This window comes from Streptomyces himalayensis subsp. himalayensis (genome assembly GCF_013778455.1).
In the GTDB taxonomy this organism is placed as follows: Bacteria; Actinomycetota; Actinomycetes; order Streptomycetales; family Streptomycetaceae; genus Streptomyces; species Streptomyces himalayensis.
In genome coordinates, this window is sequence record NZ_JACEHE010000014.1 from 87769 (window position 1) to 113422 (window position 25654).

General features: G+C 69.1%; 20 protein-coding genes and 1 riboswitch. Of the genes, 13 read left to right on the plus strand and 7 right to left on the minus strand.

Annotated elements, in window-relative coordinates:
• Window positions 1-40 precede the first annotated feature (40 nt).
• Complete coding sequence (locus tag H1D24_RS22700; protein WP_181659494.1) at window positions 41-3181, plus strand: efflux RND transporter permease subunit; 3141 nt, start codon at window positions 41-43, stop codon at window positions 3179-3181.
• Window positions 3182-3270: 89 nt separating this feature from the next.
• On the opposite strand, the gene nadA is transcribed toward H1D24_RS22700, so the two are convergent.
• The gene (nadA, locus tag H1D24_RS22705) at window positions 3271-4458 is read right to left on the minus strand and encodes a quinolinate synthase NadA (RefSeq protein WP_181659495.1); all 1188 of its coding nucleotides are present in this window, start codon (window positions 4456-4458) and stop codon (window positions 3271-3273) included.
• A gap of 384 nt (window positions 4459-4842) precedes the next feature.
• Here nadA and erpA point away from each other — a divergent pair, with 384 nt between their 5' ends.
• A complete protein-coding gene (gene erpA, locus H1D24_RS22710; protein ID WP_181659496.1) occupies window positions 4843-5199 on the plus strand; it encodes an iron-sulfur cluster insertion protein ErpA in 357 nt (118 codons plus the stop codon).
• A 209-nt stretch (window positions 5200-5408) separates the two neighbouring features.
• Here erpA and H1D24_RS22715 read toward each other — a convergent pair whose 3' ends face one another.
• Window positions 5409-6884 carry a hypothetical protein gene (locus H1D24_RS22715; protein ID WP_309484410.1) on the minus strand — a complete coding sequence of 492 codons (1476 nt, stop codon included), beginning with the start codon at window positions 6882-6884 and terminating at the stop codon, window positions 5409-5411.
• 212 nt (window positions 6885-7096) lie between these two features.
• Entirely contained in the window at window positions 7097-7318 is a 222-nt protein-coding gene (locus tag H1D24_RS22720) for a hypothetical protein (protein WP_181659497.1), read from the minus strand.
• Between the two features lie 180 nt (window positions 7319-7498).
• On the opposite strand from H1D24_RS22720, the gene H1D24_RS22725 reads away from it, so the two are divergent.
• On the plus strand, window positions 7499-8473 hold the full coding sequence (locus H1D24_RS22725; protein WP_181659498.1) for a carbohydrate kinase family protein: 975 nt from the start codon (window positions 7499-7501) through the stop codon (window positions 8471-8473).
• Between the two features lie 43 nt (window positions 8474-8516).
• Here the strand turns inward: H1D24_RS22725 and H1D24_RS22730 are convergent, their stop codons facing one another.
• Window positions 8517-9896 (minus strand): cysteine desulfurase/sulfurtransferase TusA family protein, encoded by a 1380-nt coding sequence (locus tag H1D24_RS22730; protein WP_181659499.1) that lies wholly within the window; start codon window positions 9894-9896, stop codon window positions 8517-8519.
• A gap of 292 nt (window positions 9897-10188) precedes the next feature.
• On the opposite strand from H1D24_RS22730, the gene ctaC reads away from it, so the two are divergent.
• From ctaC to H1D24_RS22750, 4 genes are all read left to right on the plus strand, one after another.
• Complete coding sequence (ctaC, locus tag H1D24_RS22735) at window positions 10189-11148, plus strand: aa3-type cytochrome oxidase subunit II (RefSeq protein ID WP_181659500.1); 960 nt, start codon at window positions 10189-10191, stop codon at window positions 11146-11148.
• Complete coding sequence (gene ctaD / locus H1D24_RS22740; protein WP_181659501.1) at window positions 11145-12878, plus strand: aa3-type cytochrome oxidase subunit I; 1734 nt, start codon at window positions 11145-11147, stop codon at window positions 12876-12878. Before ctaC ends, ctaD begins: the two co-directional genes overlap by 4 nt.
• A complete protein-coding gene (locus tag H1D24_RS22745) occupies window positions 12875-13273 on the plus strand; it encodes a cytochrome c oxidase subunit 4 (protein WP_181659502.1) in 399 nt (132 codons plus the stop codon). The genes ctaD and H1D24_RS22745 overlap by 4 nt, the downstream gene beginning before the upstream one ends.
• A gap of 129 nt (window positions 13274-13402) precedes the next feature.
• Window positions 13403-14659, plus strand: a complete 1257-nt coding sequence (locus tag H1D24_RS22750; protein ID WP_181659503.1) for a L,D-transpeptidase — start codon at window positions 13403-13405, stop codon at window positions 14657-14659.
• A 50-nt stretch (window positions 14660-14709) separates the two neighbouring features.
• On the opposite strand, the gene H1D24_RS22755 is transcribed toward H1D24_RS22750, so the two are convergent.
• Window positions 14710-15111 (minus strand): hypothetical protein, encoded by a 402-nt coding sequence (locus H1D24_RS22755; RefSeq protein WP_181659504.1) that lies wholly within the window; start codon window positions 15109-15111, stop codon window positions 14710-14712.
• A 204-nt stretch (window positions 15112-15315) separates the two neighbouring features.
• Here H1D24_RS22755 and ctaE point away from each other — a divergent pair, with 204 nt between their 5' ends.
• The 6 genes from ctaE (at window position 15316) to H1D24_RS22785 (ending at window position 22991) form a co-directional block, all read left to right on the plus strand.
• Window positions 15316-15936: an aa3-type cytochrome oxidase subunit III gene (gene ctaE / locus H1D24_RS22760; protein ID WP_181659505.1), complete on the plus strand. Its 621-nt coding sequence runs from the start codon at window positions 15316-15318 to the stop codon at window positions 15934-15936.
• 69 nt (window positions 15937-16005) lie between these two features.
• A complete protein-coding gene (qcrC, locus tag H1D24_RS22765) occupies window positions 16006-16815 on the plus strand; it encodes a cytochrome bc1 complex diheme cytochrome c subunit (protein ID WP_181659506.1) in 810 nt (269 codons plus the stop codon).
• A complete protein-coding gene (gene qcrA, locus H1D24_RS22770) occupies window positions 16812-17867 on the plus strand; it encodes a cytochrome bc1 complex Rieske iron-sulfur subunit (protein ID WP_181659507.1) in 1056 nt (351 codons plus the stop codon). The genes qcrC and qcrA overlap by 4 nt, the downstream gene beginning before the upstream one ends.
• Window positions 17864-19495 (plus strand): cytochrome bc1 complex cytochrome b subunit, encoded by a 1632-nt coding sequence (gene qcrB / locus H1D24_RS22775; protein WP_181659508.1) that lies wholly within the window; start codon window positions 17864-17866, stop codon window positions 19493-19495. Before qcrA ends, qcrB begins: the two co-directional genes overlap by 4 nt.
• Window positions 19496-19726: 231 nt before the next feature.
• On the plus strand, window positions 19727-20788 hold the full coding sequence (gene trpD / locus H1D24_RS22780) for an anthranilate phosphoribosyltransferase (RefSeq protein ID WP_181659509.1): 1062 nt from the start codon (window positions 19727-19729) through the stop codon (window positions 20786-20788).
• 530 nt (window positions 20789-21318) lie between these two features.
• Window positions 21319-21435: riboswitch (SAM riboswitch) on the plus strand.
• Window positions 21436-21611: 176 nt separating this feature from the next.
• The gene (locus H1D24_RS22785; protein ID WP_181659510.1) at window positions 21612-22991 is read left to right on the plus strand and encodes an aminotransferase class V-fold PLP-dependent enzyme; all 1380 of its coding nucleotides are present in this window, start codon (window positions 21612-21614) and stop codon (window positions 22989-22991) included.
• On the opposite strand, the gene H1D24_RS22790 is transcribed toward H1D24_RS22785, so the two are convergent.
• Entirely contained in the window at window positions 22946-24157 is a 1212-nt protein-coding gene (locus H1D24_RS22790; protein WP_181659511.1) for a glycerate kinase family protein, read from the minus strand. The genes H1D24_RS22785 and H1D24_RS22790 overlap by 46 nt on opposite strands.
• A gap of 18 nt (window positions 24158-24175) precedes the next feature.
• Window positions 24176-25588, minus strand: a complete 1413-nt coding sequence (locus H1D24_RS22795; RefSeq protein WP_181659512.1) for an SLC13 family permease — start codon at window positions 25586-25588, stop codon at window positions 24176-24178.
• Window positions 25589-25654: the final 66 nt, after the last annotated feature.

Consider the following 25654-nt stretch of genomic DNA (forward strand, 5'->3'; position numbering starts at 1 on the left):
CCTCTCCTGCCGCGTAAGCCACAGAAGAGAGACCGTCCCCATGTCCTGGCTGTCCAGGTTCAGCCTTGCCCAACGGGCCCTGATCGGGCTGATGTCGATCGTCGCGATCGTCTTCGGCGCCATCGCGATCCCGCAGCTCAAGCAGCAGCTGTTGCCGTCCATCGAACTGCCCATGGTGTCCGTGCTGGCGCCGTACCAGGGTGCGTCTCCCGACGTGGTCGAGAAGCAGGTCGTCGAGCCGCTCGAGAACACCATCGAGGCCGTCGACGGCATCACCGGCATCACCTCCACGGCCAGCGAGGGCAATGCCCTGATCATGGCGTCCTTCGACTACGGCAACGACACCCAGCAGCTCGTCGCCGACGTCCAGCAGGCCGTGAACCGGGCCGGCGCCCAGCTGCCCGACGACGTGGACCCGCAGGTCGTCGCCGGTTCCACGGACGACATCCCGACCGTCGTGCTCGCCGTCACCTCCGACAAGGACCAGCAGGCGCTCGCCGACCAGCTCGACAGCACCGTCGTACCGGCCTTCGAGGACATCGACGGCGTCGGCCAGGTCACCGTCGACGGTGTCAGGGACCTCCAGGTCACGGTCACGCCCGACAACGGCGAGCTGGCGCGCGCGGGCCTGAGCCCGGCAGCGCTCGGCCAGGCCCTGCAGGCGGGCGGCGCGACGGTCCCGGCCGGCTCCTTCGACGAGGACGGCGCCAACCGCACCGTCCAGGTCGGCGGTGGTTTCACCTCGCTGGAGCAGATCAAGGACCTGATGGTCACGGGCGAGGGCGCCAAGAAGCCCGTACGCCTCGGTGACGTCGCCACCGTCGAGCAGGAGCCGTCCGCCGCGACCTCCCTCACGCGCACGAACGGCGAGCCGAGCCTCGCCGTCATGGTCACCATGGACAACGACGGCAGCGCCGTCACCATCTCCAACGAGGTCAAGGACAAGCTGCCGGACCTCCGCAAGGACCTCGGCTCCGGCGCGACGCTGACCGTCGTCAGCGACCAGGGCCCCGCGGTCTCCAAGTCCATCGAGGGCCTGACCACCGAGGGTGCGCTGGGTCTGGTCTTCGCGGTCCTCGTCATCCTGGTGTTCCTCGCGTCGATCCGCTCGACGCTGGTCACCGCGGTCTCGATCCCGCTGTCGGTGGTGCTCGCGCTCATCGTCCTGTGGACGCGCGACCTCTCCCTCAACATGCTCACGCTCGGCGCGCTGACCATCGCGATCGGCCGCGTCGTCGACGACTCGATCGTCGTCCTGGAGAACATCAAGCGGCACCTCGGCTACGGCGAGGAGCGCCAGGAGGCGATTCTCAAGGCGGTACGCGAGGTCGCGGGCGCCGTCACGTCCTCCACGCTGACCACCGTCGCCGTCTTTCTGCCCATCGGTCTGACCGGCGGCATGGTGGGCGAACTGTTCGGCTCGTTCTCGCTGACGGTCACGGCGGCGCTGCTGGCCTCGCTGCTCGTGTCGCTGACGGTCGTGCCCGTCCTGTCGTACTGGTTCCTGCGCGCCCCCAAGGACGTGCGGGACGCCGACCCGGAGGAGGCCCGCCGCAAGGCCGAGGAGAAGGAGGCCCGCAGCTGGCTGCAGCGCCTCTACGTCCCCGTGCTGCGTTTCGCGACGCGCCGCCGCCTCACCAGCCTGGCCCTCGCGGTCGTGATCCTCATCGGCACCTTCGGCATGGCACCCCTGCTGAAGACCAACTTCTTCGACCAGGGCGAGCAGGAAGTCCTCACCGTCAAGCAGGAGTTGAAGCCGGGCACCAGCCTGGCGAAGACCGACGCGTCCGCGAAGAAGATCGAGAAGATGCTCGACGGCGTCGAGGGCGTCGAGGACTACCAGGTCACCATCGGCTCCTCCGGCTTCATGGCGGCGTTCGGCGGCGGTACGGACACGAACCAGGCGTCGTTCCAGGTGAAGGTGGCGGAATCGGCGTCGTACGACGACGTCCAGAAGCGCATCGACGAGGGTCTCGGCAAGCTCTCCGGAATCGGGACCACCACCATCGCGGCCGGGGACGGCTTCGGCAGCCAGGACCTGAGCGTCGTGGTCAAGGCCGCCGACGCGGACGTCCTGCGGGAGGCCGCGGACGAGGTCCGCGACGAGGTCGCCACGCTCGACGACGTCACGGACGTCACCAGCGACCTGTCCCAGTCGGTGCCGCGCATCTCGGTGAAGGCCAACGACAAGGCGGCCGCGGCCGGATTCAACGACACGACCCTCGGCCAGGCCGTCGCCCAGGCGGTGCGCGGCACCACCACCGGCAAGGCCGTCCTGGACGACACCGAGCGGGACATCGTCATCCGCTCGGCGAAGCCCGCGGACACGCTGGCCGAGCTGAAGAAGGTGCAGCTCGGCCCGGGTGTGAGGCTCGCCGACATCGCGGACGTCAAGCTTGTCGACGGTCCGGTCTCGATGACCCGTATCGACGGCCAGCGCGCCGCCACGATCACGGCCAAGCCGACCGGCGACAACACGGGCGCGGTCAGCACCGAGCTCCAGACGAAGATCAACGCGCTGGATCTCCCGGAGGGCGCCACCGCGGCGATCGGCGGTGTCTCGGAGGACCAGGACGAGGCGTTCGCGTCGCTCGGCCTGGCGATGCTGGCGGCGATCGCGATCGTGTTCATGCTGCTGGTCGCGACGTTCCGGTCGCTCGTCCAGCCGCTGATCCTGCTGGTCTCCATCCCCTTCGCGGCGACCGGCGCGATCGGCCTGCTGATCGTCACGGGCACCCCGATGGGCGTACCGGCGATGATCGGCATGCTGATGCTCATCGGCATCGTGGTCACCAACGCGATCGTGCTGATCGACCTGATCAACCAGTACCGCAGGCAGGGCTACGGCACCGTCGAAGCGGTCATCGAGGGCGGCCGCCACCGCCTCCGCCCGATCCTGATGACCGCTCTGGCGACGATCTTCGCGCTGCTCCCCATGGCGCTCGGCATCACGGGCGAGGGCGGCTTCATCGCCCAGCCGCTCGCGGTGGTGGTGATCGGCGGCCTGATCACCTCGACGCTGCTGACGCTGCTGCTGGTCCCGACGCTGTACGCGATGATCGAACTCCGCAAGGAGCGCCGCGCGAAGAAGAAGGCGGCGAAGCGGGCGAAGAAGGCCGGAATCCCGGCCGCCGAGCAGACGGACGCGGAATCCGGCGAACCGGAGCCTGCGGGCGTGTAGTAGCCGCAACAACGGGCGTGTAGTGGCCGCAACAAAAGAGAAGGGGTGCCCCTCATCAGAGGGGCACCCCTTCGGCGTATCAGAGACGCTTACGGAAGCGCCAGCATCCGCTCGAGCGCCAGCTTCGCGAACTGCTCCGTCTCCCGGTCGACCTCGATCCGGTTGACGAGGTTGCCCTCGGCCAGCGATTCGAGGGCCCACACGAGGTGCGGCAGGTCGATCCGGTTCATCGTCGAGCAGAAGCACACCGTCTTGTCGAGGAAGACGATCTCCTTGCCCTCGTCCGCGAAGCGGTTCGCCAGGCGGCGGACCAGGTTCAGCTCCGTGCCGATGGCCCACTTGGAACCGGCCGGGGCCGCCTCCAACGCCTTGATGATGTACTCGGTCGAGCCCACGTAGTCCGCGGCCGCGACGACCTCGTGCTTGCACTCGGGGTGGACCAGCACGTTGACGCCCGGGATGCGCTCGCGCACGTCGTTCACGGAGTCCAGGCTGAACCGCCCGTGCACCGAGCAGTGGCCCCGCCAGAGGATCATCTTCGCGTCCCGCAGCTGCTCCGCGGTGAGCCCGCCGTTGGGCTTGTGCGGGTTGTAGACCACGCAGTCCTCGAGCGACATGCCGAGGTCACGTACGGCGGTGTTGCGGCCCAGGTGCTGGTCCGGCAGGAAGAGGACCTTCTCACCCTGGGAGAAGGCCCACTCGAGCGCCCGCTTGGCATTGGACGACGTACAGATCGTGCCGCCGTGCTTGCCGGTGAACGCCTTGATGTCGGCCGACGAGTTCATGTACGAGACGGGTACGACCTGCTCGGCGATGCCCGCATCGGTCAGCACGTCCCAGCACTCCGCGACCTGCTCGGCCGTCGCCATGTCGGCCATGGAGCAGCCGGCCGCGAGGTCCGGCAGCACGACCTTCTGGTCGTCGCTCGTCAGGATGTCGGCGGACTCGGCCATGAAGTGCACACCGCAGAAGACGATGTACTCGGCCTCCGGGCGCGCGGCGGCGTCCTTGGCCAGCTTGAAGGAGTCACCCGTGACGTCCGCGAACTGGATGACCTCGTCGCGCTGGTAGTGGTGGCCGAGCACGAAGACCTTGTCGCCGAGCTTCTCCTTGGCCGCCCGGGCGCGCTCCACCAGGTCCGGGTCGGACGGCAGGGGCAGGTCGCCGGGGCATTCGACGCCGCGCTCGCTCCTGGGGTCGGCCTCACGGCCGAGCAGCAGCAGTGCGAGCGGCGTCGGCTGGACGTCGAGCTCCTGACGGGTTTGGGCGGTGGTCACGACACGCACCCTTTCTTTTCTGCGGCTCGCTTGGATCGGTTGGATCAAGCGGGATTGCGGGACTTCGCCTTTTCGTCGAAATGACGCTATCTATCATAACCGGTTCACGTCAGTTTGACGATGGCCATCGCGTCGATGTGACGCATTCCAAGGAGGCCGCCTGAGGACCACCCCGGGGTTGCCCGGTGGCCGCATGGCGGTCACCCGGCGGGCCGCCGGCCGACCGTCCACAACGTCCCATGCCGCTTCGCAATTCCATGTGCGAGCATGAGGAGAGCAAGCGAAGGACAAGTCGAAGACAAGCACTCGGCCCGGAATGAATCCGCGGCCCCGCCGGTTGCAACCGTCGGCAAGCAGTCTCCGTACAACCCGGGAGAGATGTAGATGTCCGTATCGGACGAGACCACCACCGTCACCGACGGCATCATCCTGACCGACGCCGCCGCGGCCAAGGTCAAGGCCCTGCTCGACCAGGAAGGCCGCGACGACCTGGCGCTGCGCGTCGCCGTTCAGCCCGGCGGCTGCTCCGGCCTGCGCTACCAGCTCTTCTTCGACGAGCGCTCGCTCGACGGCGACGTCGTCAAGGAGTTCGGCAGTGTGAAGGTCGTCACCGACCGGATGAGCGCTCCTTACCTGGGCGGCGCCTCGATCGACTTCGTCGACACCATCGAGAAGCAGGGCTTCACGATCGACAACCCGAACGCGACGGGTTCCTGCGCCTGCGGCGACTCCTTCAGCTGAGCCTCCGCTCCGGCCGTACCGCGAACGATCCGGCCGGACGAGGACCACGAAAGGGCGGCGGCACCCCGTACAGGGGGCCGCCGCCCTTTCGCGTCCGCCGAAGCCCCTCGTATCCGCCGAGGGGCTTCGCGTCACCCGAGGGCTTCGCGTCCCCCGAGGGGCTTCGTATTCGCCGAGGCCGCCAAGGGCCGCCGTGGGCGTAGGCGCCGCTACTTCCGCGGCACCGTCTCGCCACCGGTCGCGTCCACGACCTTCCGGTCGCCGAGCGGCTGCTCCAGCGTCACCGTCTCCTTGAGCTCCTTGGCGATCATGATGCAGACCTTGCCGGGCTCCTGCGGCGTCTCGGTGACCGTCACGGTCACCTGGTCCGCGCTCTCGCTCGCCGACGCCGAGTAGTCGCTGCAGACGCCGCCCCAGAAGTGCAGCGTCAGCGACCGCCCGTCCGCGCTGTACGACTCGACGTGCACGCCCCGCGTGGTGCTGCCCGACTCGTCCCCGCCGTCCGGAGTGCTGGGCCGCGGGCTCGGTTCAGCCGGCTCCGGGCTGAGAGGCTCCGGCGCCTTCAGGTACTCGGGGTCCACCGCCGGATGCGTGATCGTGAAGCTGTCCTCGGCGCCCTTCGGCCGCGCATCGAAGAGCCAGGACGGCACGAGGGTCTGCCGCCCCTCCACAAAGTGCACCGCGAGCCCGAACGTCGCGCCCCGCACGGCGACGGTCCCCGGCACGGCAGGGGAGGCGGTGCTGTCACACGGCGCGTCCTTCGCGTCCTGCCCCTCCAGCGGTACGGCGCTGGCGCAGCCGCCGATGCCGACGCGCCCGCCGCCCGTGGCGGACCTGTTCAGCAGATCCAGCGTCTCCTGGGCGCTGATCAGGGGATACGTGTCGCCCTTCACCGGCTTCTTCAACTGGCCGCTGCCGCCCACCACCTGGCCGTCCGCGCCGACCTGGATGCCCGTCGACCAGCCGTACGTCGGCAGCCCGCCGACCTTCGGGTCCGCGTTGACCACGCGTACCGCCCCCATCAGCTGACGCGCGTCAAGCTTCGCGTCGTCCTGGCCGAGCGCTTTCAGCACGGGAGCGGCGGCCTTCTTCGCGACCTGCTCGCTGACCGCGTCGCCTTCGCCGCCCGGGGCAGTGCCGGTGCATTGCTTGGTGGCGCTCTCACAGTTGTCGCTCGCCCCGGGTGCGTACCGCGAGAACGTCCAGGAGCCGGGCGCCTGCTTGGTCACCTGCAGAGACGGGCCCGAGCCGTCCTTCTCCTGGCCCAGCTTCCAGGCCCCGGCCGACACCTTCGGAGTGCCCTCGACGCCGAGCGCCTTCGCCAGTCGCGTCACCTCGGAGGCGCTGATCTCGCCCTGCGCGCGGTACACGGCGGCCGTATCCGGTCCCTCGGGCAGCTTGCCGGTCGCCCGGTACGCCGGACCGTTCGGGTCGGGCTCACCCGTAGCGATGCCCTCGCCGGGGCTCTCCGTGTAGCCGTCCAGCGCGAGCGGGGGCGGATTGCTGCCGTCTCCGGCCGGGGCACCGGTCTCCGTACCGCCGCCACCGCCGCCGGATGCGGTCGCGGCGAAATAGGCCCCGCCACCACCGGCCAGCAGCACTGCGGCCGCGACCGAGGCGACGGCCAGCGGGTTACGCCGCCGGCGCGGAACGGCCGCGTCGTTGTCGGGTCCGTCGGTGCTCACCGCATCGCTCCTTCGACTTCACTGTCGTCCCTGGAGCCCCTCTGGCCGACCGGAATCAAGGCCGGACCGGGGGAGGGTCGTAGTCCGCATCCCCTTCACGGGGGACAGCGATGGGACGCAGCGGATGAGCGGGCGGTTCCCTCCCCGTCGCTTGGTGTCGCTCGGTGCCGTTCGGTGCCGTTCGGTGTCGCTCGGTCGCCGTAAGCCGTCGCTCAGTCGCCGTAATCGGACATCGCGTCCAGCAGCCGCGCGGACTTCGGAGGTACGACGACACCGTGTATATGGGACGGCGGCACGGGCCGCGGAGCCTCCTCGGCGGGCGCCACCCAGTGCGGCACCATCCGGGCGCAGTCGCCGCGCAGCGAGGCGAGCCCCCCTTCGAGGTCGAGCGGACCGTCGAGCGGAGCGGATTCCCTGACCTTGAAGTTCGTCATAACGGAACCGTAAGCAGCGCGAGCCTCGGCGACAAAGCCCTACTATCCGGTAGTTTTGCCACTTCAGCACTGGTGCGCGAACCCGGTAGCGTGAAGCCAGCGCCCACCGTCGCCCACCACCACCTTGCCGAGAGCGCTTGAACGCGCTCCCATCGAATCCCGCAGGAGCGTGTCCTCGCCGTGCGTATCGCAGTCACCGGCTCCATCGCCACCGACCATCTGATGACCTTCCCCGGCCGCTTCGCCGACCAGCTGGTCGCCGACCAGCTGCACACGGTCTCTCTCTCGTTCCTGGTCGACGCCCTCGACGTACGCCGCGGCGGGGTAGGCGCCAACATCTGCTTCGGCATGGGGCAGCTCGGCACCAAGCCGATCCTGGTCGGTGCCGCCGGGGCCGACTTCGACGAGTACCGGGCCTGGCTGGACCGGCACGGTGTCGACACGGCCTCCGTCCGGATCTCCGAGATGCTGCACACCGCCCGTTTCATCTGCACCACCGACGCCGACCACAACCAGATCGGCTCCTTCTACACGGGCGCGATGAGCGAGGCCCGGCTGATCGAGCTCAAGGCGGTCGCGGACCGCGTCGGCGGCCTCGACCTGGTACTGATCGGCGCCGACGACCCGGAGGCGATGCTGCGGCACACCGAGGAGTGCCGCAGCCGCGGCATCCCCTTCGCCGCCGACTTCTCGCAGCAGATCTCCCGCATGGACGGCGAGGAGATCCGGATACTGCTGGACGGGGCCGCGTACCTCTTCTCCAACGAGTACGAGAAGGGGCTCATCGAGTCCAAGACCGGCTGGACCGACGCGGAGATCCTGTCCAAGGTCGGCCACCGCGTCACCACGCTCGGATCGCGGGGCGTGCGCATCGAGCGGGACGGCGAGGACCCGATCGAGGTCGGCTGCCCCGAGGAGGAGGTCAAGGCCGACCCGACCGGCGTCGGCGACGCGTTCCGCGCCGGTTTCCTGTCCGGCCTGGCCTGGGGCGTCGGTCTGGAGCGGGCGGCCCAGGTGGGCTGCATGCTGGCGACGCTGGTCATCGAGACGGTCGGCACGCAGGAGTACCAGCTGCGCCGCGGCCACTTCATGGACCGCTTCACCAAGGCCTACGGCCACGAGGCGGCAGTCGAGGTCCAGGCCCACCTGGCCTGATTCCTTAGAGCTCGGTCCCAGGGCCGGACCAGGTCGCAGCGGCTCAGCTCAGGCGGCGTACGACGTACGCCGCCCCCCGCTCGGCCGGTTCCTCGCCCACGTACTCCTGCCCCCGCATCTCGCACCACGCGGGAATGTCCAGGCGCGCTGCCTCGTCGTCGGCGAGGACGGTGATGGTGCCGCCGACCGGCACGTCACCGATCACCTTGGCCAGCTCGATCACGGGGATCGGGCAGAGCTTGCCGAGGGAGTCGACGACGAGGGACGCCGATTCGGTGCCCCGGGCGGCGGCCTCGGGCGCGCCCAGCTTCCGGCGGACGTCGGAGACGACCCCCGGGAGCACCTCCAGGAAACGCTCCACGTCCTCCTCCGGCGTCCCGAGCGGCAGCGACACCCGTACGTTGCCCTCGCTCAGCACGCCCATCGCCCGCAGCACATGGCTCGGGGTCAGCGTGGAGCTCGTGCACGACGAACCGGACGACACGGAGAAACCGGCCCGGTCCAGCTCGTGCAGCACTGTCTCTCCATCGACATAGAGACAGGAGAACGTCAACAGATGCGGCAGCCTGCGCACCGGGTCGCCGACCACCTCGACGTCCGGCACCAGCTCGGGCACCCGCGCGCGGATCCGCTCCGTCAGTTCCCGCAGCCGGGGGGCCTCCGCGGCCGCCTCGGCCCGTACGGCACGCAGCGCGGCCGCGGCCGCGACGATCGCCGGGATGTTCTCGAAGCCCGCCGCGCGCCCCGACTCCCGCTCGTCCGCGGGCCCTTGGGGCGCGAACCGGACGCCCTTGCGCACGGCGAGCAGCCCGACGCCCGCCGGACCGCCCCATTTGTGGGCACTGCCGGTGAGCACCGACCAGTCGCCCGGCACGGGACCCCACGTCAGCGACTGCGCCGCGTCCACCAGCAGCGGCACCCCGGCCGCCCGGCACGCCTCGGCCACCTCGGCGACCGGCTGTTCGGTCCCGACCTCGTGGTTGGCGGACTGCAGACAGGCCAGCGCCGTGTCCTCGCGCAGGGCATCGGCGTACGCCTCCACCGCGACCGAACCGGCGCGGTCCACCGGCACTTCGGTCACCGTCCCGCCCGTCCCCTCGTGGGTCGCGGCGGCATGGAGCACCGACGAGTGTTCGACGGCTGACACGACGAGATGACGTCCGGCGCGTCGGCGCCCGGCCAGCACCCCCGCGATCCCGGAGTGCACCGCGCGCGTCCCGGACGAGGTGAAGACGAGCTCGTCGGGGCGGCATCCGACCGCCTCGGCGGCCGCCTCGCGCGCGGCGTCGAGCAGCAATCTGGCGCGCCGCCCCTCGCGGTAGAGCCGGGCGGGATCGGCCCACCCCTCGTCGAGCGAGGCCTGCAGGGCCTGACGGGCGACGGGGTGGAGAGGAGCCGAGGAAGCGGCGTCGAAGTAAGGCACGTAAACACGCTAACTCCTGTGCCGGAGAGGGCGTCAGGCCATGCCCGGAGCAGGGCATTCCGGGGGCCTCGCCCGCGGCGGATCCGCAGTCCAGGCGGGGTCCCGCAGAGGAAACAGCACTCCTTCGGGGAGTCGGGCGGCGCGTTGGGCACCCTCCCCGCGCGGCCCAAAAAAGCGTCCAGTAGGGTTTGGTCCGCATAAACATCCAAACCCCTGCCCGACGCAGGGCGGCGACCGACCAGCGAGAAGGCCGCAGCCAACAGCGCGGGCGAGACTCTCGGGAAGGCGCTACGTGAGTCCCAACGGCTCCGACCGCTCGCCGCGGCGCCCGATGCGGCGGAAGCTGCTGCAGGCACTGACTGCGGGCCTGGTCCTGGCGACCGCCACCGGTTGCACATACAAGGACTTTCCCCGCCTGGGTATGCCCACCCCGGTCACGGAAGAGGCTCCGCGGATCCTCTCCCTCTGGCAGGGCTCGTGGGCGGCCGCGCTCGCCACGGGCGTGCTGGTCTGGGGTCTGATCCTGTGGAGTGCTTTCTTCCACCGGCGCAGCCGCACCAAGGTCGAAGTTCCCCCGCAGACCCGGTACAACATGCCCCTCGAGGCGCTCTACACCGTGGTCCCGATCATCATCGTCTCGGTGCTGTTCTACTTCACCGCACGTGACGAGTCGAAGCTCCTCGCGCTCTCCGACAAGCCCGCTCACACCATCAACGTGGTGGGCTTCCAGTGGAGCTGGGGCTTCAACTACGTCGAGAACGTGCCGGGTTCGACGGGCAACGCAGCGACCGACGAGAACCTGGACGCGATTCCGCAGAAGTTCAAGGACGACTTCCCGGCCAACGCCGGCGGTGTCTACGACGTCGGCATCCCGGGCGACCAGAACCCGCAGACGAAGAACCCGGGCCCCACCCTGTGGCTCCCCAAGGGCGAGAAGGTCCGCTTCGTCCTCACCTCGCGTGACGTCATCCACTCCTTCTGGGTGGTGCCGTTCCTCATGAAGCAGGACGTCATCCCGGGCCACACCAACACCTTCGAGGTGACCCCCAACCAGGAGGGCACCTTCCTGGGCAAGTGCGCCGAGCTCTGCGGCGTCGACCACTCCCGGATGCTCTTCAACGTGAAGGTCGTCTCTCCCGAGCGCTACAAGCAGCACCTCGAGGAGCTCGCGGAGAAGGGCCAGACGGGTTACATCCCGGCCGGCATCGAGCAGACGACGCACGAAAAGAACCGCGAGGTGAAGACCACGTGAGCATCCTCAACGAACCCCAGGGTGCCGCAGCAGCCGACTCGTACGAGAACGAGCTGCCGGTACGCAAGAAGCAGCCCGGCAACGTCGTGGTGAAGTGGCTGACGACCACCGACCACAAGACGATCGGCACGCTGTATCTGGTCACGTCGTTCGCGTTCTTCTGCATCGGCGGTCTGCTGGCGCTGATCATGCGCGCCGAACTGGCCCGTCCCGGCACGCAGATCATGTCGAACGAGCAGTTCAACCAGGCGTTCACGATGCACGGCACGATCATGCTGCTGATGTTCGCGACGCCGCTGTTCGCCGGATTCGCGAACTGGATCATGCCGCTGCAGATCGGCGCGCCCGACGTCGCGTTCCCGCGGCTGAACATGTTCGCCTACTGGCTCTACCTGTTCGGCTCGCTGATCGCGGTGGCCGGCTTCCTCACCCCGCAGGGTGCGGCCGACTTCGGCTGGTTCGCCTACTCGCCGCTGTCGGACGCGGTCCGCTCGCCGGGCGTGGGCGCCGACATGTGGATCATGGGTCTGGCCTTCTCCGGCTTCGGCACGATCCTCGGCTCGGTCAACTTCATCACCACGATCATCTGCATGCGCGCGCCGGGCATGACCATGTTCCGCATGCCGATCTTCACCTGGAACGTGCTGCTCACCGGTGTGCTGGTGCTGCTGGCCTTCCCGGTCCTCGCGGCGGCGCTGTTCGCCCTCGAGGTCGACCGCAAGTTCGGAGCGCACATCTTCGACGCGGCCAACGGCGGCGCACTGCTGTGGCAGCACCTCTTCTGGTTCTTCGGCCATCCAGAGGTGTACATCATCGCCCTGCCGTTCTTCGGCATCATCTCCGAGGTCATCCCGGTCTTCTCGCGTAAGCCGATCTTCGGTTACATCGGTCTGATCGCGGCGACGATCTCGATCGCGGGTCTGTCGGTGACGGTGTGGGCGCACCACATGTACGTCACGGGCGGTGTGCTGCTGCCCTTCTTCGCCTTCATGACGTTCCTGATCGCGGTGCCGACCGGTGTGAAGTTCTTCAACTGGATCGGCACGATGTGGAAGGGCTCGCTGTCCTTCGAGACGCCGATGCTCTGGTCGATCGGCTTCCTGATCACCTTCCTCTTCGGTGGTCTGACCGGTGTCATCCTGGCCTCGCCGCCGCTGGACTTCCACGTCTCGGACTCGTACTTCGTGGTGGCGCACTTCCACTACGTGGTGTTCGGCACCGTGGTGTTCGCGATGTTCGCCGGCTTCCACTTCTGGTGGCCGAAGTTCACCGGCAAGATGCTGGACGAGCGGCTTGGCAAGATCACTTTCTGGACGCTGTTCATCGGCTTCCACGGCACGTTCCTGGTGCAGCACTGGCTGGGTGCCGAGGGCATGCCGCGTCGTTACGCGGACTACCTCGCGGCCGACGGTTTCACTGCGCTGAACACGATCTCGACGATCAGCTCGTTCGTGCTGGGCCTGTCGATCCTGCCGTTCTTCTACAACGTCTGGAAGACGGCCAAGTACGGCAAGCCGGTCGGCGTGGACGACCCGTGGGGCTACGGCCGCTCGCTGGAGTGGGCGACGTCCTGCCCGCCGCCGCGGCACAACTTCCTCACGCTGCCCCGGATCCGTTCCGAATCCCCGGCGTTCGACCTGCACCACCCGGAGATCACCGCTCTCGAACCGCTCGGTCACGCCGGTCACGGTGCCAGCGCCATCGCTGTCGAGAAGGAGACCGGCAAGTGAAGATCCAGGGCAAGATGTTCATCTGGCTGAGCGTCTTCATCCTCGTCATGGCGATCGTCTATGGCGTGTGGTCGAAGGAGCCGGCCGGTACTACGGCGCTCTTCCTGGCCTTCGGCCTGGCCATCATGATCGGCTACTACCTGGCCTTCACGGCCCGGCGGGTCGACGCGGGTGCTCAGGACAACAAGGAGGCCGACGTCGCGGACGACGCCGGTGAGGTCGGCTTCTTCAGCCCGCACAGCTGGCAGCCGCTCGCCCTCGGCATCGGTGGCTCGTTCGCCTTCCTGGGCGTCATCTTCGGCTGGTGGCTGCTGTACTTCTCCCTGCCGATCATCCTGATCGGCCTGTGGGGCTGGGTCTTCGAGTACTACCGCGGCGAGAACCAGAACCAATAACACGATCACAACACCGAGGGGCCCGGACACACCGTCAGGAGTGTCCGGGCTCCCTCGTATGCAGCAACGGACACACCCGTACGGGTTACATGACGCGCTCCGGATGACGAAGCTTTCTAGCGTGGGTCCATGAGCCACACATCGCGAATCCGCTCGGTCATAAGCTGCACTGTGCTGGTGGTCGCGTTCGGCGCCACCTCTGTCTCGTGCAGCTTCGACGGCAACCCGCTCTCTGCACAGCCGTTCGACGCAGCGGACCAGATCGTCTTCAACGGCCCCTCGGGGAACGAGAAGGCGGACCCCGACAAGCCCCTGGAGATCACCACCCAGGGCGGGTCAGGACGCATCACCGACGTCACCGCCACGGACGCGTCAGGACGCTACGTCCCGGGCGAACTGTCCGCCGACGGCACGCGTTGGCACAGCACCACCCCCCTCGCCGCAGGCACCCGCTACACGGTCCGGGTGAGCACCGAGAACGGCGAGGGCGAACCGGGCCGCAAGGTCCTCACCTTCGACACGGGCCCGGCCGACCAGAAGAAGCGGGTGCAGGTCACCTTCGGGCCCGAGGCGGGAACCTACGGCGTGGGCCAGCCGGTCACCGCCGAGCTCAGCGCCCCCGTGCAGGACAAGGCCGCCAGGGCCGTCGTGGAGCGCGCCCTCAAGGTCGACGCACGCCCCTCGGCGGAGGGCGCCTGGCACTGGGTCGACGACAAGACGCTGCACTACCGGCCCAAGGAGTACTGGGCGCCGGGCACCACCCTCGACGTACGCAGCACCCTGGAGGGCATCAAGGTCGGCGACCGCCTCTGGGGCGCGGCGTCGGCGCCGCTGAGTCTGACCATCGGCGACCGCCTGGAGGCCGTGACGGACGCCGCGAGCCACACCATGACGGTCTACCGCAACGGCAAGGTGATCAACACCATCCCCGTCACCACCGGCAAACCGGGCTTCGAGACCCGCAACGGCGTCAAGGTGGTGCTCGAAAAGGCTTACTACGTCCGCATGCGGAGCAGCACCGTGGGAATCGCCGCGGGCAGCTCGGAGTCGTACGACCTGCCGGTCTACTACGCGACGCGGGTCACCTGGAGCGGCGAGTACGTGCACGCCGCGCCCTGGTCCGTGGGCTCCCAGGGATCCGCCAACGTCAGCCACGGATGCGTCGGCATGAGCACCTCCAACGCCTCCTGGTTCTTCCGGACGTTCAACCAGGGCGACATCGTCAAGGTCGTCAACAGCAACGGCCGGGACATGGACACGTTCGGCAACGGCTTCGGCGACTGGAACCTCAGCTGGAAGGACTGGCGCGCCGGCAGCGCCGTGCTCGGCGGGACCCCCGACGGCCCCGGTCCGGCGGAAATGGCGCGGCTGCGCCCGGGCGTTTGACTGACCGCGGGCGTCTGACGCCCGCGGTCAGTCACGACCTACGGGGGCCCTCAGGCCCCCACAGCCCGCCTGCTGCGCAGGAGACCGGCCAGCGCCTCGGCGAACTCCACCGGCTCCACCGGCAGTGTCACCGCCGCGTCCGCACGGCTCCAGGTGGCCAGCCAGGCGTCCTGCGGCCGCCCCATGAGCAGCAGCACCGGCGGGCACCGGAAGACCTCGTCCTTGATCTGGCGGCACACGCCCATGCCGCCCGCCGGCTTGGCCTCGCCGTCCAGCACACACACATCCACTCCGCCCCGGTCCAGCTCCTTCAGGACAGCGGGAAGCGTCGCGCACTCGACGAACTCGACGGCGGGAACGTCTGCGGCCGGCCTGCGGCCGGTCGCCAACCGGACCTGTTCGCGGGTGCTCGCGTCGTTGCTGTAGACCAGCACCGTGGCCGTCGGCTGCATTGTTCCTCCGCGTCTTTGGTCGGGAACTCTTCGGATGCCGTTGCGCCGGATGCTACTCCCTCGCACCGCCCGTCAACACCTGTTGCAACCGCCCGTCAACACCTGTTGCCAGGGGCCCTCCAATGGGCCGTATGGGCTGCACACACGCGGGGGACACTCCGAACGGCACCCCCCGTAGTGAGGGCGGGATAAGCGACCGACATAATGTCGGTCGTGGCGACAGCAACGACAGTAGAAACCGGGCACGCGCACCCGTCGGTCAATCGGCCGAACCTCACCAGCGTCGGAACCATCATCTGGCTGAGTTCCGAGCTGATGTTCTTCGCGGCCCTCTTCGCGATGTACTTCACCCTGCGATCGGTGACCGGTCCGGACTTCTGGCATGAGAAGGCGGACGCCCTGAACTTCCCGTTCTCGGCGACGAACACCACGATCCTGGTGCTCTCCTCCCTCACCTGCCAGCTCGGCGTGTTCGCCGCCGAGCGCGGTGACGTGAAGAAGCTCCGGATGTGGTTCATCGTGACCTTCATCATGGGTGCGATCTTCATCGGCGGTCAGGTCTTCGAGTACACGGAGCTGGTCAAGCACGAGGGCCTCTCGCTCTCGTCCGACCCGTACGGCTCGGTGTTCTACCTGACGACCGGCTTCCACGGCCTGCACGTGACGGGCGGCCTCATCGCCTTCCTGCTGGTCCTGGCCAGGACGTACATGGCCCGGAGGTTCACCCACGAGCAGGCGACCGCAGCCATCGTCGTGTCCTACTACTGGCACTTCGTCGATGTCGTCTGGATCGGCCTCTTCGCCACGATCTACATGATCAAGTAATCGGATCGTCCTCGAGACCGATCCATCCCAGAAGCATCGACGCAGAAGATCCTGACACCGGGGTAATCCGTGAAAAAGCTCTCCGCACGACGACGCCATCCGCTGGCGGCGGTCGTCGTCCTACTCCTCGCGCTGGCATGCACCGGGGGGCTGTACGCCGTGTTCGCGCCCGCGGACAAGGCACAGGCCGAAGAAACCTCCCAGTCCCTCGCCATCGACGAGGGCAAGAAGCTCTACTCGGTGGGCTGCGCCAGCTGCCACGGGACGGGCGGTCAGGGCACCTCCGACGGCCCGAGCCTGGTGGGTGTCGGTGCCGCGGCGGTCGACTTCCAGGTCGGCACCGGCCGTATGCCGGCCCAGCAGCCCGGCGCCCAGGTGCCGAAGAAGAAGAACATCTACACGCAGGCCGAGATCGACCAGCTCGCGGCGTACATCGCCTCCCTGGGTGCCGGTCCTGCCGTCCCCACCGAGGAGCAGTACAGCCCCGAGGGCGCGAACATCGCCAGGGGCGGTGAGCTCTTCCGTACCAACTGCGCCCAGTGCCACAACTTCACCGGCAAGGGTGGCGCGCTGACGCACGGAAAGTACGCCCCGGCCCTGGATGACGTGGACCCCAAGCACATCTACCAGGCCATGCTGACCGGCCCGCAGAACATGCCGTCCTTCCCCGACACGACGATGTCGGAGGAGAACAAGAAGGACATCATCGCGTACCTCGACGCGGTCAACAGCGATGAGACCGTGGAGCCGGGCGGCCTCAACCTGGGCGGCCTCGGGCCGGTCACGGAGGGCCTGTTCGGCTGGATCTTCGGTCTCGGCGCCCTGGTCGCCGTCGCCATCTGGGTCGCCGCTCGGACCGCAAAGGCCAAGAAGTCATGAGTAGCCAAGACATTCCCGAAGAGAACCTGCCTACCGCGCAGGACGAGCACGGTGCCGTAGCGCTCGCGGACGAGGAGAACCCGTTCGCGGACCCGGGGCTGCCGCCTCACGAGCACCGCATCCAGGACATCGACGAGCGGGCCGCCAGGCGCTCCGAGCGCACGGTCGCCCTCCTGTTCACGCTGTCCATGGTGGCCACCATCGGCTTCATCGCCTCGTACGTGGCCATCCCGATCGACCAGAACATCTTCGTCTGGCCGATCGGGCACATCAGCGCGCTCAACTTCGCGCTGGGCATGACCCTCGGCGTCGCGCTGTTCGCCATCGGCGCCGGCGCGGTCCACTGGGCCCGCACGCTGATGTCCGACGAGGAGCTCGTCGACGAGCGTCACCCGATCGAGGCAACGCCCGAGGTCAAGGCGAAGGTCCTGGCCGACTTCAAGCAGGGTGCCAAGGAGTCCGCGATCGGTCGGCGCAAGCTGATCCGCAACACCATGTTCGGTGCGCTCACCCTGGTGCCGCTCTCCGGTCTCGTCCTGCTGCGCGACCTCGGTCCGCTGCCCGAGGACAAGCTCCGCCACACCCTGTGGAAGTCGGGCAAGCTCCTGATCAACCAGAACACCCACGAGCCGATGCGTCCCTCGGACATCGCCGTCGGTTCGCTGACCTTCGCGCAGCCGGAGGGTCTGGAGGAGCACGACCACGATTTCCAGAGGGAGATCGCCAAGGCGGCCCTGATGCTCGTCCGTATCCAGCCGGACAACATCAAGGACAAGCAGACCCTGGAGTGGTCGCACGAGGGAATCCTGGCGTACTCGAAGATCTGCACCCACGTGGGCTGCCCGATCTCCCTGTACGAGCAGCAGACGCACCACGTGCTCTGCCCGTGCCACCAGTCCACCTTCGACCTCGCCGACGGCGGCAAGGTGCTCTTCGGCCCGGCCGGTCACGCGTTGCCGCAGCTGCGGATCGGTGTGAATGACGAGGGCTACCTCGAGGCGCGCGACGACTTCGAAGAGCCCGTCGGCCCTGCCTTCTGGGAGCGCGGATGAGTACTACGACGACCAAAGACGCACGGGGCAAGGCACCGGCCGGCGAGCGGGTAGCCGACTGGGCCGACGGCCGGCTGGGGATCTACTCCCTGGCCAAGGCCAACATGCGCAAGATCTTCCCGGACCACCCGTCCTTCATGCTGGGCGAGATCTGCCTCTACAGCTTCATCATCATCATCCTCACGGGTGTGTACCTGACGCTGTTCTTCCACCCGTCGATGAACGAGGTGGAGTACACCGGCAGTTACGTCCCGCTGCAGGGTCAGCTGATGTCCGAGGCCTTCAACTCGACGATGCACATCAGCTTCGACGTCCGCGGCGGTCTGCTCATCCGGCAGATCCACCACTGGGCGGCGCTGGTCTTCCTCGCGGGCATGTTCGTGCACATGATGCGCGTCTTCTTCACGGGCGCGTTCCGCAAGCCGCGTGAGATCAACTGGGTGTTCGGCTTCCTGCTGTTCGTCCTCGGCATGTTCACCGGCTTCACCGGTTACTCGCTGCCGGACGACCTGCTCTCCGGCACCGGTGTCCGCTTCATGGAGGGCGCGGTCCTGTCCGTGCCGATCGTCGGCACGTACCTGTCGTTCTTCCTCTTCGGCGGCGAGTTCCCCGGTGGCGACTTCGTGGCCCGGTTCTTCGCGGTCCATGTGCTGCTGCTGCCGGGCATCATGCTCGGCCTGGTGGTGGCCCACCTGATCCTGGTCTTCTACCACAAGCACACGCAGTTCGCGGGCCCCGGACGGACGAACAACAACGTCGTGGGCATGCCGCTGCTGCCGGTCTACATGGCCAAGGCCGGAGGCTTCTTCTTCCTCGTCTTCGGTGTCATCGCGGTGATCGCGGCGCTGGTGCAGATCAACCCGATCTGGGCCATGGGTCCGTACCGGCCGGACCAGGTGTCCACCGGCGCACAGCCCGACTGGTACATGGGCTTCTCCGAGGGCCTGATCCGTGCCATGCCGGGCTGGGAGATCGACTTCGCGGGCCACACGCTCGTCCTGGGCGTCTTCATCCCGCTGATGATCTTCCCGCTGGTTCTGGTCGCGATCGCGGTCTACCCGTTCATCGAGTCCTGGGTCACCGGCGACAAGCGCGAGCACCACATCCTGGACCGCCCGCGCAACGCCCCGACCCGTACGGGCGTCGGTGTCGCGTGGATCACCTGGTACGTGGTCATGCTGATCGGTGGTGGCAACGACCTGTTCGCCACGCACTTCCACCTGTCGATCAACGCCGTCACCTGGTTCGTCCGGATCGCGTTCTTCGTCGCACCGGTCATCGCGTTCATCGTCACCAAGCGGATCTGCCTCGGCCTGCAGCGACGCGACCGGGACAAGGTGCTGCACGGACGCGAGTCCGGCATCATCAAGCGCCTGCCGCACGGTGAGTTCATCGAGATCCACGAGCCGCTCAGCCAGGAACAGCTGCACACGCTCACGGCGCACGAGCAGTACGAGCCGGTCGAGATCGGCCCGAAGGTCGACGAGTACGGCGTGGAGCGCAAGATCCCGGCCTCGGAGAAGCTGCGGGCCAAGCTCTCGGAGAACTACTACGGCGAGGGCCACCAGATCCCCAAGCCCACCGTCGATGAGTTCAAGGAGATCACGAGCGGCCACGGCCACCACTGATCACCGAGCTCTGACCTGAAGGTCGCCACGGCTGGGGGTCAGCGTCAGCTGGGGAAGAGCCCCGTCCATTGCTTGGACGGGGCTCTTTGCCGTGCCCGGGCCTGGATAGGGTGGGTCCCATCCGTAGACGAGACCCGGGGCGGGGCCTCGTACGGGGCCCCTGCGGGATCTCCGCCGGGATCTCCGTGTACGAGCGCCGTCCGCGTCCGGGAAAGAACCCAGGAGCGGCATATGAGCGCTGTGACCCCCGCAGGAGGCGACACCGCGGCGGGCCGTTCCTGGCCCGAGGTACTGAGTGCCCTGCTCGGCGGGCAGGACCTGAGCGCCGGTGACACGGCGTGGGCGATGGACCGCATCATGAGCGGCGAGGCCTCGGACGCCCAGATCGCGGGCTTCATGGTGGCGCTGCGCGCCAAGGGAGAGACCGTCGAGGAGATCACCGGTCTCGTCGAGGCGATGTACGCGCACGCGCAGCCGCTCGACATCCCCGGGCCGGCCGTCGACATCGTCGGTACGGGCGGCGACCGCGCCAGGACGGTCAACATCTCGACGATGTCGTCCATCGTGATCGCGGGGGCGGGGGCGAAGGTCGTCAAGCACGGCAACCGGGCGGCGTCCTCGGCCAGCGGGTCGTCCGACGTTCTGGAGAAGCTCGGCATCAACCTGGACCTGTCGCCCGAGCGTGTGGCGCAGGTGGTGGAGGAGGCCGGGATCACCTTCTGCTTCGCGGCCAAGTTCCATCCCGCGATGCGGTTCGTCGGTGCGGTCCGGCGGGATCTGGGGATCGCGACCTCGTTCAACATCCTCGGCCCCCTCACCAACCCCGCCCGGGTCACCGCCTCCGCGATCGGCTGCTTCGACACCCGGATGGCGGGGCTCATGGCCGGGGTACTGGCCGAGCGGGGCTCGTCCGCGCTGGTGTTCCGCGGGGACGACGGGCTCGACGAGCTGACGACGACCTCCACCTCGCGGGTGTGGATCGTGCGGGACGGGGCGGTGCGCGAGGAGAGCTTCGATCCGCGGGACGTCGGGATCGAGCTGGTACCGGTGGAGGCGCTGCGGGGCGCTGACGCGTCCTACAACGCGGACGTGGCCCGCCGGCTGCTGGCCGGCGAGACCGGGCCCGTACGGGACGCCGTGCTGCTCAACTCGGCGGCGGCCCTGGTGGCCCTCTCGCCGGGCGAGGGATCGCTGGCCGAGCAGATCCGCGCCGGGATGGAGAGGGCCGCGGAGTCGATCGACTCGGGGGCGGCTCGGCGGGTGCTGGAGCGGTGGGTGGCGGCGAGCAACTAGCCGTTGGGCGGGCGGGGGTTGGGCACCCCCTGGCCTGCGGCCGGCCGGATGGTTCGCCACCTGCCGGTGGGTGTGCGGCGTGTTCGCGCGTCTGCCGGTGCGCTTCCGGTGCGCCTCCGGCCGGTGGGTGGGTCGGGGCCGCGCCGGGATGTACTCCCCCAGTGCCTTAAGGGCCTGGGAGGTGCCCCCAGGTCTGGCGCCTAGCCGTAGTTGTTGGGGGAACCCGAAGTTTGCGCCAGCCGCTGCGGGCGCACATCCCGCCACGTCCCCTTCGGCCGTCGGGTGGCTACCGGCCAGTGGCCGGTGACGGTGAGGGCGGCGCACGTCGTACCGTTGTGGGCAATCGTTCCGCAGGGCTGGGGGCACCTCCCAGCGGTAGCTGGGGGAGGGTGGGCACAACACCACGGCGGCGGTGCCCCCGCGTCGGACCTGTGCAGACATCCGCGTGGGCGCCGTAAAGGCGGTGCAACTTCCGTCCGCGATGCGGACAGAAGTTGCACCGCAGCGATCATCTGGCATAGTTCTCAACAGGTCATGAGTGACAGCGAACAGGCCCCGGCCCGCTGTCCGGCAACCCTCCGTCCGTGGCGGGGTGCCCCGGGTGAAGACCAGGCCGCAGGCAGCGAGGTCTGCGGCAAGCGCGGACCCCTTGTTCGGTTCCTGGGGTCCTGGTCCTCGAGGAGCTGTCTCGTGAGCAAGCGAATGCGATAGGGCGTCAAGCCCCTTCTCGCACACCCCCTTTTCACCTTTCACCCTTCTGCTGCGCTTGAGCTGTCACGCCTGCTCGCGCAGTCATTTCGCTTATCTCTCACGGGAGTTCGCCATGTCCGTCTCCACCGCTGCCGCCGACCAGTCCGTTTGCCGTGACACTTCCGGGGCCCTGCCCGTTCTGGGGCGCGATGTCCTCGTCCCGCTCGTCACCGGCGGCGAGGTCACGTACGCCGCCCTCGACTACGCCGCGAGCGCTCCGGCGCTGCAGCGCGTCTGGGACGACGTGGCCGCGTACGCGCCGTACTACGGCAGCGTGCACCGCGGCGCCGGGTATCTGTCGCAGCTGTCCACCGAGCTCTTCGAGAACGCGCGTCACGCCGTCGCCGAGTTCCTCGGCTGCCGCGATGGCGACCAGGTGGTCTTCACCCGGTCGACCACCGACTCGCTCAATCTGCTGGCCGCCGCGCTGCCCGCAGAGTGCGAGGTGTTCGTGTTCGAGACCGAGCACCACGCGTCCCTGCTGCCATGGCGCGAGGCGCGGGTGACGTATCTCGACGCCCCCCGTACGCCGGAAGAGGCCGTGCGGGCGCTGGAGCGGGCCCTTGCCGACCGGGATCCCTACGGGCCGGCGCTGGTCTGCGTCACCGGCGCGTCCAATGTGACCGGTGAGCTGTGGCCCGTACGGGAGCTGGCCGTCGCCGCGCACTCGCACGGCGCGCGGATCGTGCTGGACGCCGCCCAGCTCGCCCCGCACCACCCCGTTTCCGTACGGGAGTTGGACGTCGACTGGGTCGCCTTCTCCGGTCACAAGCTGTACGCACCGTTCGGATCGGGCGTGCTCGCCGGGCGCGGCGACTGGCTGCAGGACGCCGAGCCGTACCTCGCGGGCGGCGGCGCCAGCCGCAAGGTCGCGCGGCGCACGGACGGGGGTGTGGACGTGGAGTGGCACACCACCGCCGCGCGTCACGAGGCCGGTTCGCCCAATGTGATCGGTGCCTATGCGATCGCGTCGGCGTGCAAGGCGCTCACCGAGGCCGGGTTCGACACCCTCGTCGCGCGGGAGCAGCAGCTGGTCTCGGCCGTGCGGGCGGGCCTGGCCGAGGTGCCCGAGGTGCGGGTTCTCTCGCTGTTCGGCGACGATGCGCCACGTGTGGGTGTTCTTTCGTTCGTCGTCGACGGGTGGAACAGCTCCCACTTCGCGGCCGCGCTGTCCGCGGAGTACGGCATCGGGGTACGCGACGGCCTGTTCTGCGCCCACCCGCTCGTGCGCACCCTGCTCGGCACCGAGCCGCAGACGCAGGGCGAGTGCGGTGCCCCCGAGGCTGCGCCCGGCGAGAAGTCGCTCAACGCCATCCGCGTGAGCTTCGGCGCGGGCACGCCGGACGAGCACGTCGAGCGGTTCGTGCGGGCGGTGAAGGAGCTCGTCCGGGACGGCGCCAAGTGGAACTACCGCACCGAGGACGGGCGCTGCGTCCCTGACACCTCCGCCTGAGGCAGAGGGTCCGGGCGGTACGGCAGCCGGGCGCCCAGAAGGATCATGCGCAGGGCGCGCTCCGTCGCGTCGGTGAGGAACTCGCCGCCGCGGCCGAGCGCCTCGTGCAGCGAGACCGGCGCGGGCAGGATCGCGCTGTACGCGTCCACGCCCGAGGCCCGCACCCGGTGCGCCCCCTCGCCGATCGTGCCGGCCAGGACGAGGACCGGGCGTCCGAACCGCTTGGCCCGCCGGGCCACTTCGGCGGGAACCTTGCCGCGTGGGGTCTGGTGGTCCAGCGCCCCCTCGGCCGTGATGACGAGATCGGCGCGGGCCAGCCGGGCGTCCAGGTCGAGGTGGTCGAGGAGGACGTCGAAGCGGGGGAGGAGGCGGGCGCCGACCGCTGCGAGACCGGCGCCCAGGCCGCCGGACGCGCCCGTGCCGGGGCCGCGGTAGAGGTCCGTGCGCACGTCGAGGTCGCGGGTGAGGACGTCCGCCCAGCGCTCCAGCGCGGCTGAGAGCTCCTCCACCTGCGCGGGCGTCGCGCCCTTCTGCGGGCCGAAGACGCGGGCGACGCCACGCTCGCCGCACAGCACGTTGAACGGATTACAGGCGACCAGCAGTTCGGCGTCGTGCAGGCGCGGGTCCAGGTGCGACGGGTCGATGCGGTGGAGACGGGACAACGCACGTCCTCCCGGGGGCAGTTCCCAGCCGTTCGCGTCCAGGAGCCGGGCGCCCAGAGCCTGGAGGGCTCCCGCGCCCCCGTCGGACGTACCCGAATCGCCGCAGCCGACGAGGACCCGGCGTGCTCCCGCGTCCAGCGCGGCGCGGATCAGCTCGCCGACTCCGTACGTCGTGGTGGTGCCCGGGTCGCGCAGGCCGCGCGGGACGAGGGACAGGCCCGCGACCGCCGCCATCTCCACGACGGCTGTGCGTGCGTCGAGGAGCGCGAAGTGCGTGCCGACCGGCTCACCGACCGGGCCCGTCGCGGGCAGTGCGACAAGCCGGCCGCCACGGGCCGCGGCGAGTGCGGCGGCCGTGCCCTCGCCGCCGTCCACCAGCGGGATGAGATCGACCTCGGCGCCGGGGACGACACGGCGTACGCCCGCCGCGATGGCCTCGGCGGCGTCACGCGCGGACAGGGACTCCTTGAAGCCGCTGGGCGCGACGGCGATACGGGTCAGCATGGGGGCTCCTTGGGGTGGTCAGCGGACGGGGACGCCGAGCAGCGGCCAGACGGCCAGGGCGAAGAGCAGGACGAGCGCGGCGGTGAGCGGGGCCAGCACGGCGGACAGGCGCAGCAGGTCGCGTGGGGTGTAGGTGGGCGTACCGGGTATGTCGGCGAACAGCGCCACCGGTTTCGCCGATGCCGGGAGTGTGTGGCAGAAGCCCGCTGCCGCGGTGGAGGCCAGGGCGGCCGCGACCGGGTTGACTCCGGCGGCGGCCGCGGCGGCGACGACCAGCGGCACCAGTACGGACGAGCGCGCTGAGCGGGACTGCAGGATCAGATGCGCCGCGGTGCTGACGGCTATGACGACTGCCAGGAAGAGCCAGGGCGACATATCGAGGGGAACCCCGGCCACCAGCCATTTCGCCGCCCCCGAATCGGCGAGTGCCACGCCCATCGCCATCGTCGCCGCCATGAACAGCAGCAGCGACCAGGGCACGGTCTTCAGGGCGTCCTTCAGTCGTACGGTGCCGAGCGCCGGAGAGGCCGCGACGACCGCTCCGATCAGGGCCACGACAGCGGGTGGCACCTGGTGCAGCGGCTCGCTGCACCACAGGGCGACGACCGTGCCGAGCAGCAGGAGACAGCGCGTCTCCGCGGGCGTCCAGGGACCGGTGACCGGGTCGTCGCTGTGCTCCTGGATCTGTTCGGCGGTGATCCGGACAGGGACGCGACGGTCGGCGCGCCGGGTCGTGGTCAACAGCACGGCCTCCGCCGCCAGATGGGATGAGGCGACCGCCAACGGCAGTCCGAGCAGCAGCCATTGCGTGAAGCCGATCCGCTCCCCGGTCGCCTCCCACAGCACCGACACGGTGATCAGATGCGCTCCCGCACCGATCAAAGTCGCGACCGCGGACAGCAGGATCACCGTCGGGAACAGCAACGCCAGCATCACGACCAGGCGTTTGCGGTCGGCCAGCGCCTTGGCGAGGGCGAGGAAGACGGGTAGCGCGAGCGCGGCCCGGCCGGAAGTGGCGGGCACCGCGAAGGCGGTGACGACCAGCGCCGCGGTGGTCAGATGCACCAACTGCCGTACGGTGCGCGCTCCGCTGACCAGGAAGGCCGCGGCCCGCCCGGCGAGCCCGCTGCGCGCCACGGCGGCGGCGAGAACGAAGGCGCAGATCAGCAGCCACACCGTCGCGTCGCCGAGCGTCCCGAAGAGCGTCTCGCTGCTGATCACGCCGGTGGCGGTGAGTGCCAGTCCCGCGCCCAGCGCGATGTACGTGTCGTCGACCGTCGTGCCGATCCAGGCGCAGGTCGCGAGGGCGAAGACGGCGAGCGTCAGACGGGCGTCACCGCTGAGCCCGGGGAAGTTGCCGGGCACCAGCAGCAGTGCGCAGAGGGACAGCGCGACGCACAGTGTCGCGGTGTTCCGCAGGTTCAGGGTCACGCCATCGAGCGTTCACGTATGCGGTGAGTCCTCGATGAGCCGTACATGAAGGGAATTTCATGACAC

What these genes read in the sequence shown, in the direction of transcription:
- H1D24_RS22720 (WP_181659497.1), bottom strand. Translation starts at nt 7,318, where the DNA reads ATGACGAACTTCAAGGTCAGGGAATCCGCTCCGCTCGACGGTCCGCTC.
- trpD (WP_181659509.1), top strand. Translation starts at nt 19,727, where the DNA reads ATGAGCGCTGTGACCCCCGCAGGAGGCGACACCGCGGCGGGCCGTTCC.
- ctaE (WP_181659505.1), top strand. Translation starts at nt 15,316, where the DNA reads ATGTCGGTCGTGGCGACAGCAACGACAGTAGAAACCGGGCACGCGCAC.
- H1D24_RS22755 (WP_181659504.1), bottom strand. Translation starts at nt 15,111, where the DNA reads ATGCAGCCGACGGCCACGGTGCTGGTCTACAGCAACGACGCGAGCACC.
- erpA (WP_181659496.1), top strand. Translation starts at nt 4,843, where the DNA reads ATGTCCGTATCGGACGAGACCACCACCGTCACCGACGGCATCATCCTG.
- H1D24_RS22700 (WP_181659494.1), top strand. Translation starts at nt 41, where the DNA reads ATGTCCTGGCTGTCCAGGTTCAGCCTTGCCCAACGGGCCCTGATCGGG.
- H1D24_RS22785 (WP_181659510.1), top strand. Translation starts at nt 21,612, where the DNA reads ATGTCCGTCTCCACCGCTGCCGCCGACCAGTCCGTTTGCCGTGACACT.
- H1D24_RS22750 (WP_181659503.1), top strand. Translation starts at nt 13,403, where the DNA reads ATGAGCCACACATCGCGAATCCGCTCGGTCATAAGCTGCACTGTGCTG.
- qcrB (WP_181659508.1), top strand. Translation starts at nt 17,864, where the DNA reads ATGAGTACTACGACGACCAAAGACGCACGGGGCAAGGCACCGGCCGGC.
- H1D24_RS22790 (WP_181659511.1), bottom strand. Translation starts at nt 24,157, where the DNA reads ATGCTGACCCGTATCGCCGTCGCGCCCAGCGGCTTCAAGGAGTCCCTG.
- qcrA (WP_181659507.1), top strand. Translation starts at nt 16,812, where the DNA reads ATGAGTAGCCAAGACATTCCCGAAGAGAACCTGCCTACCGCGCAGGAC.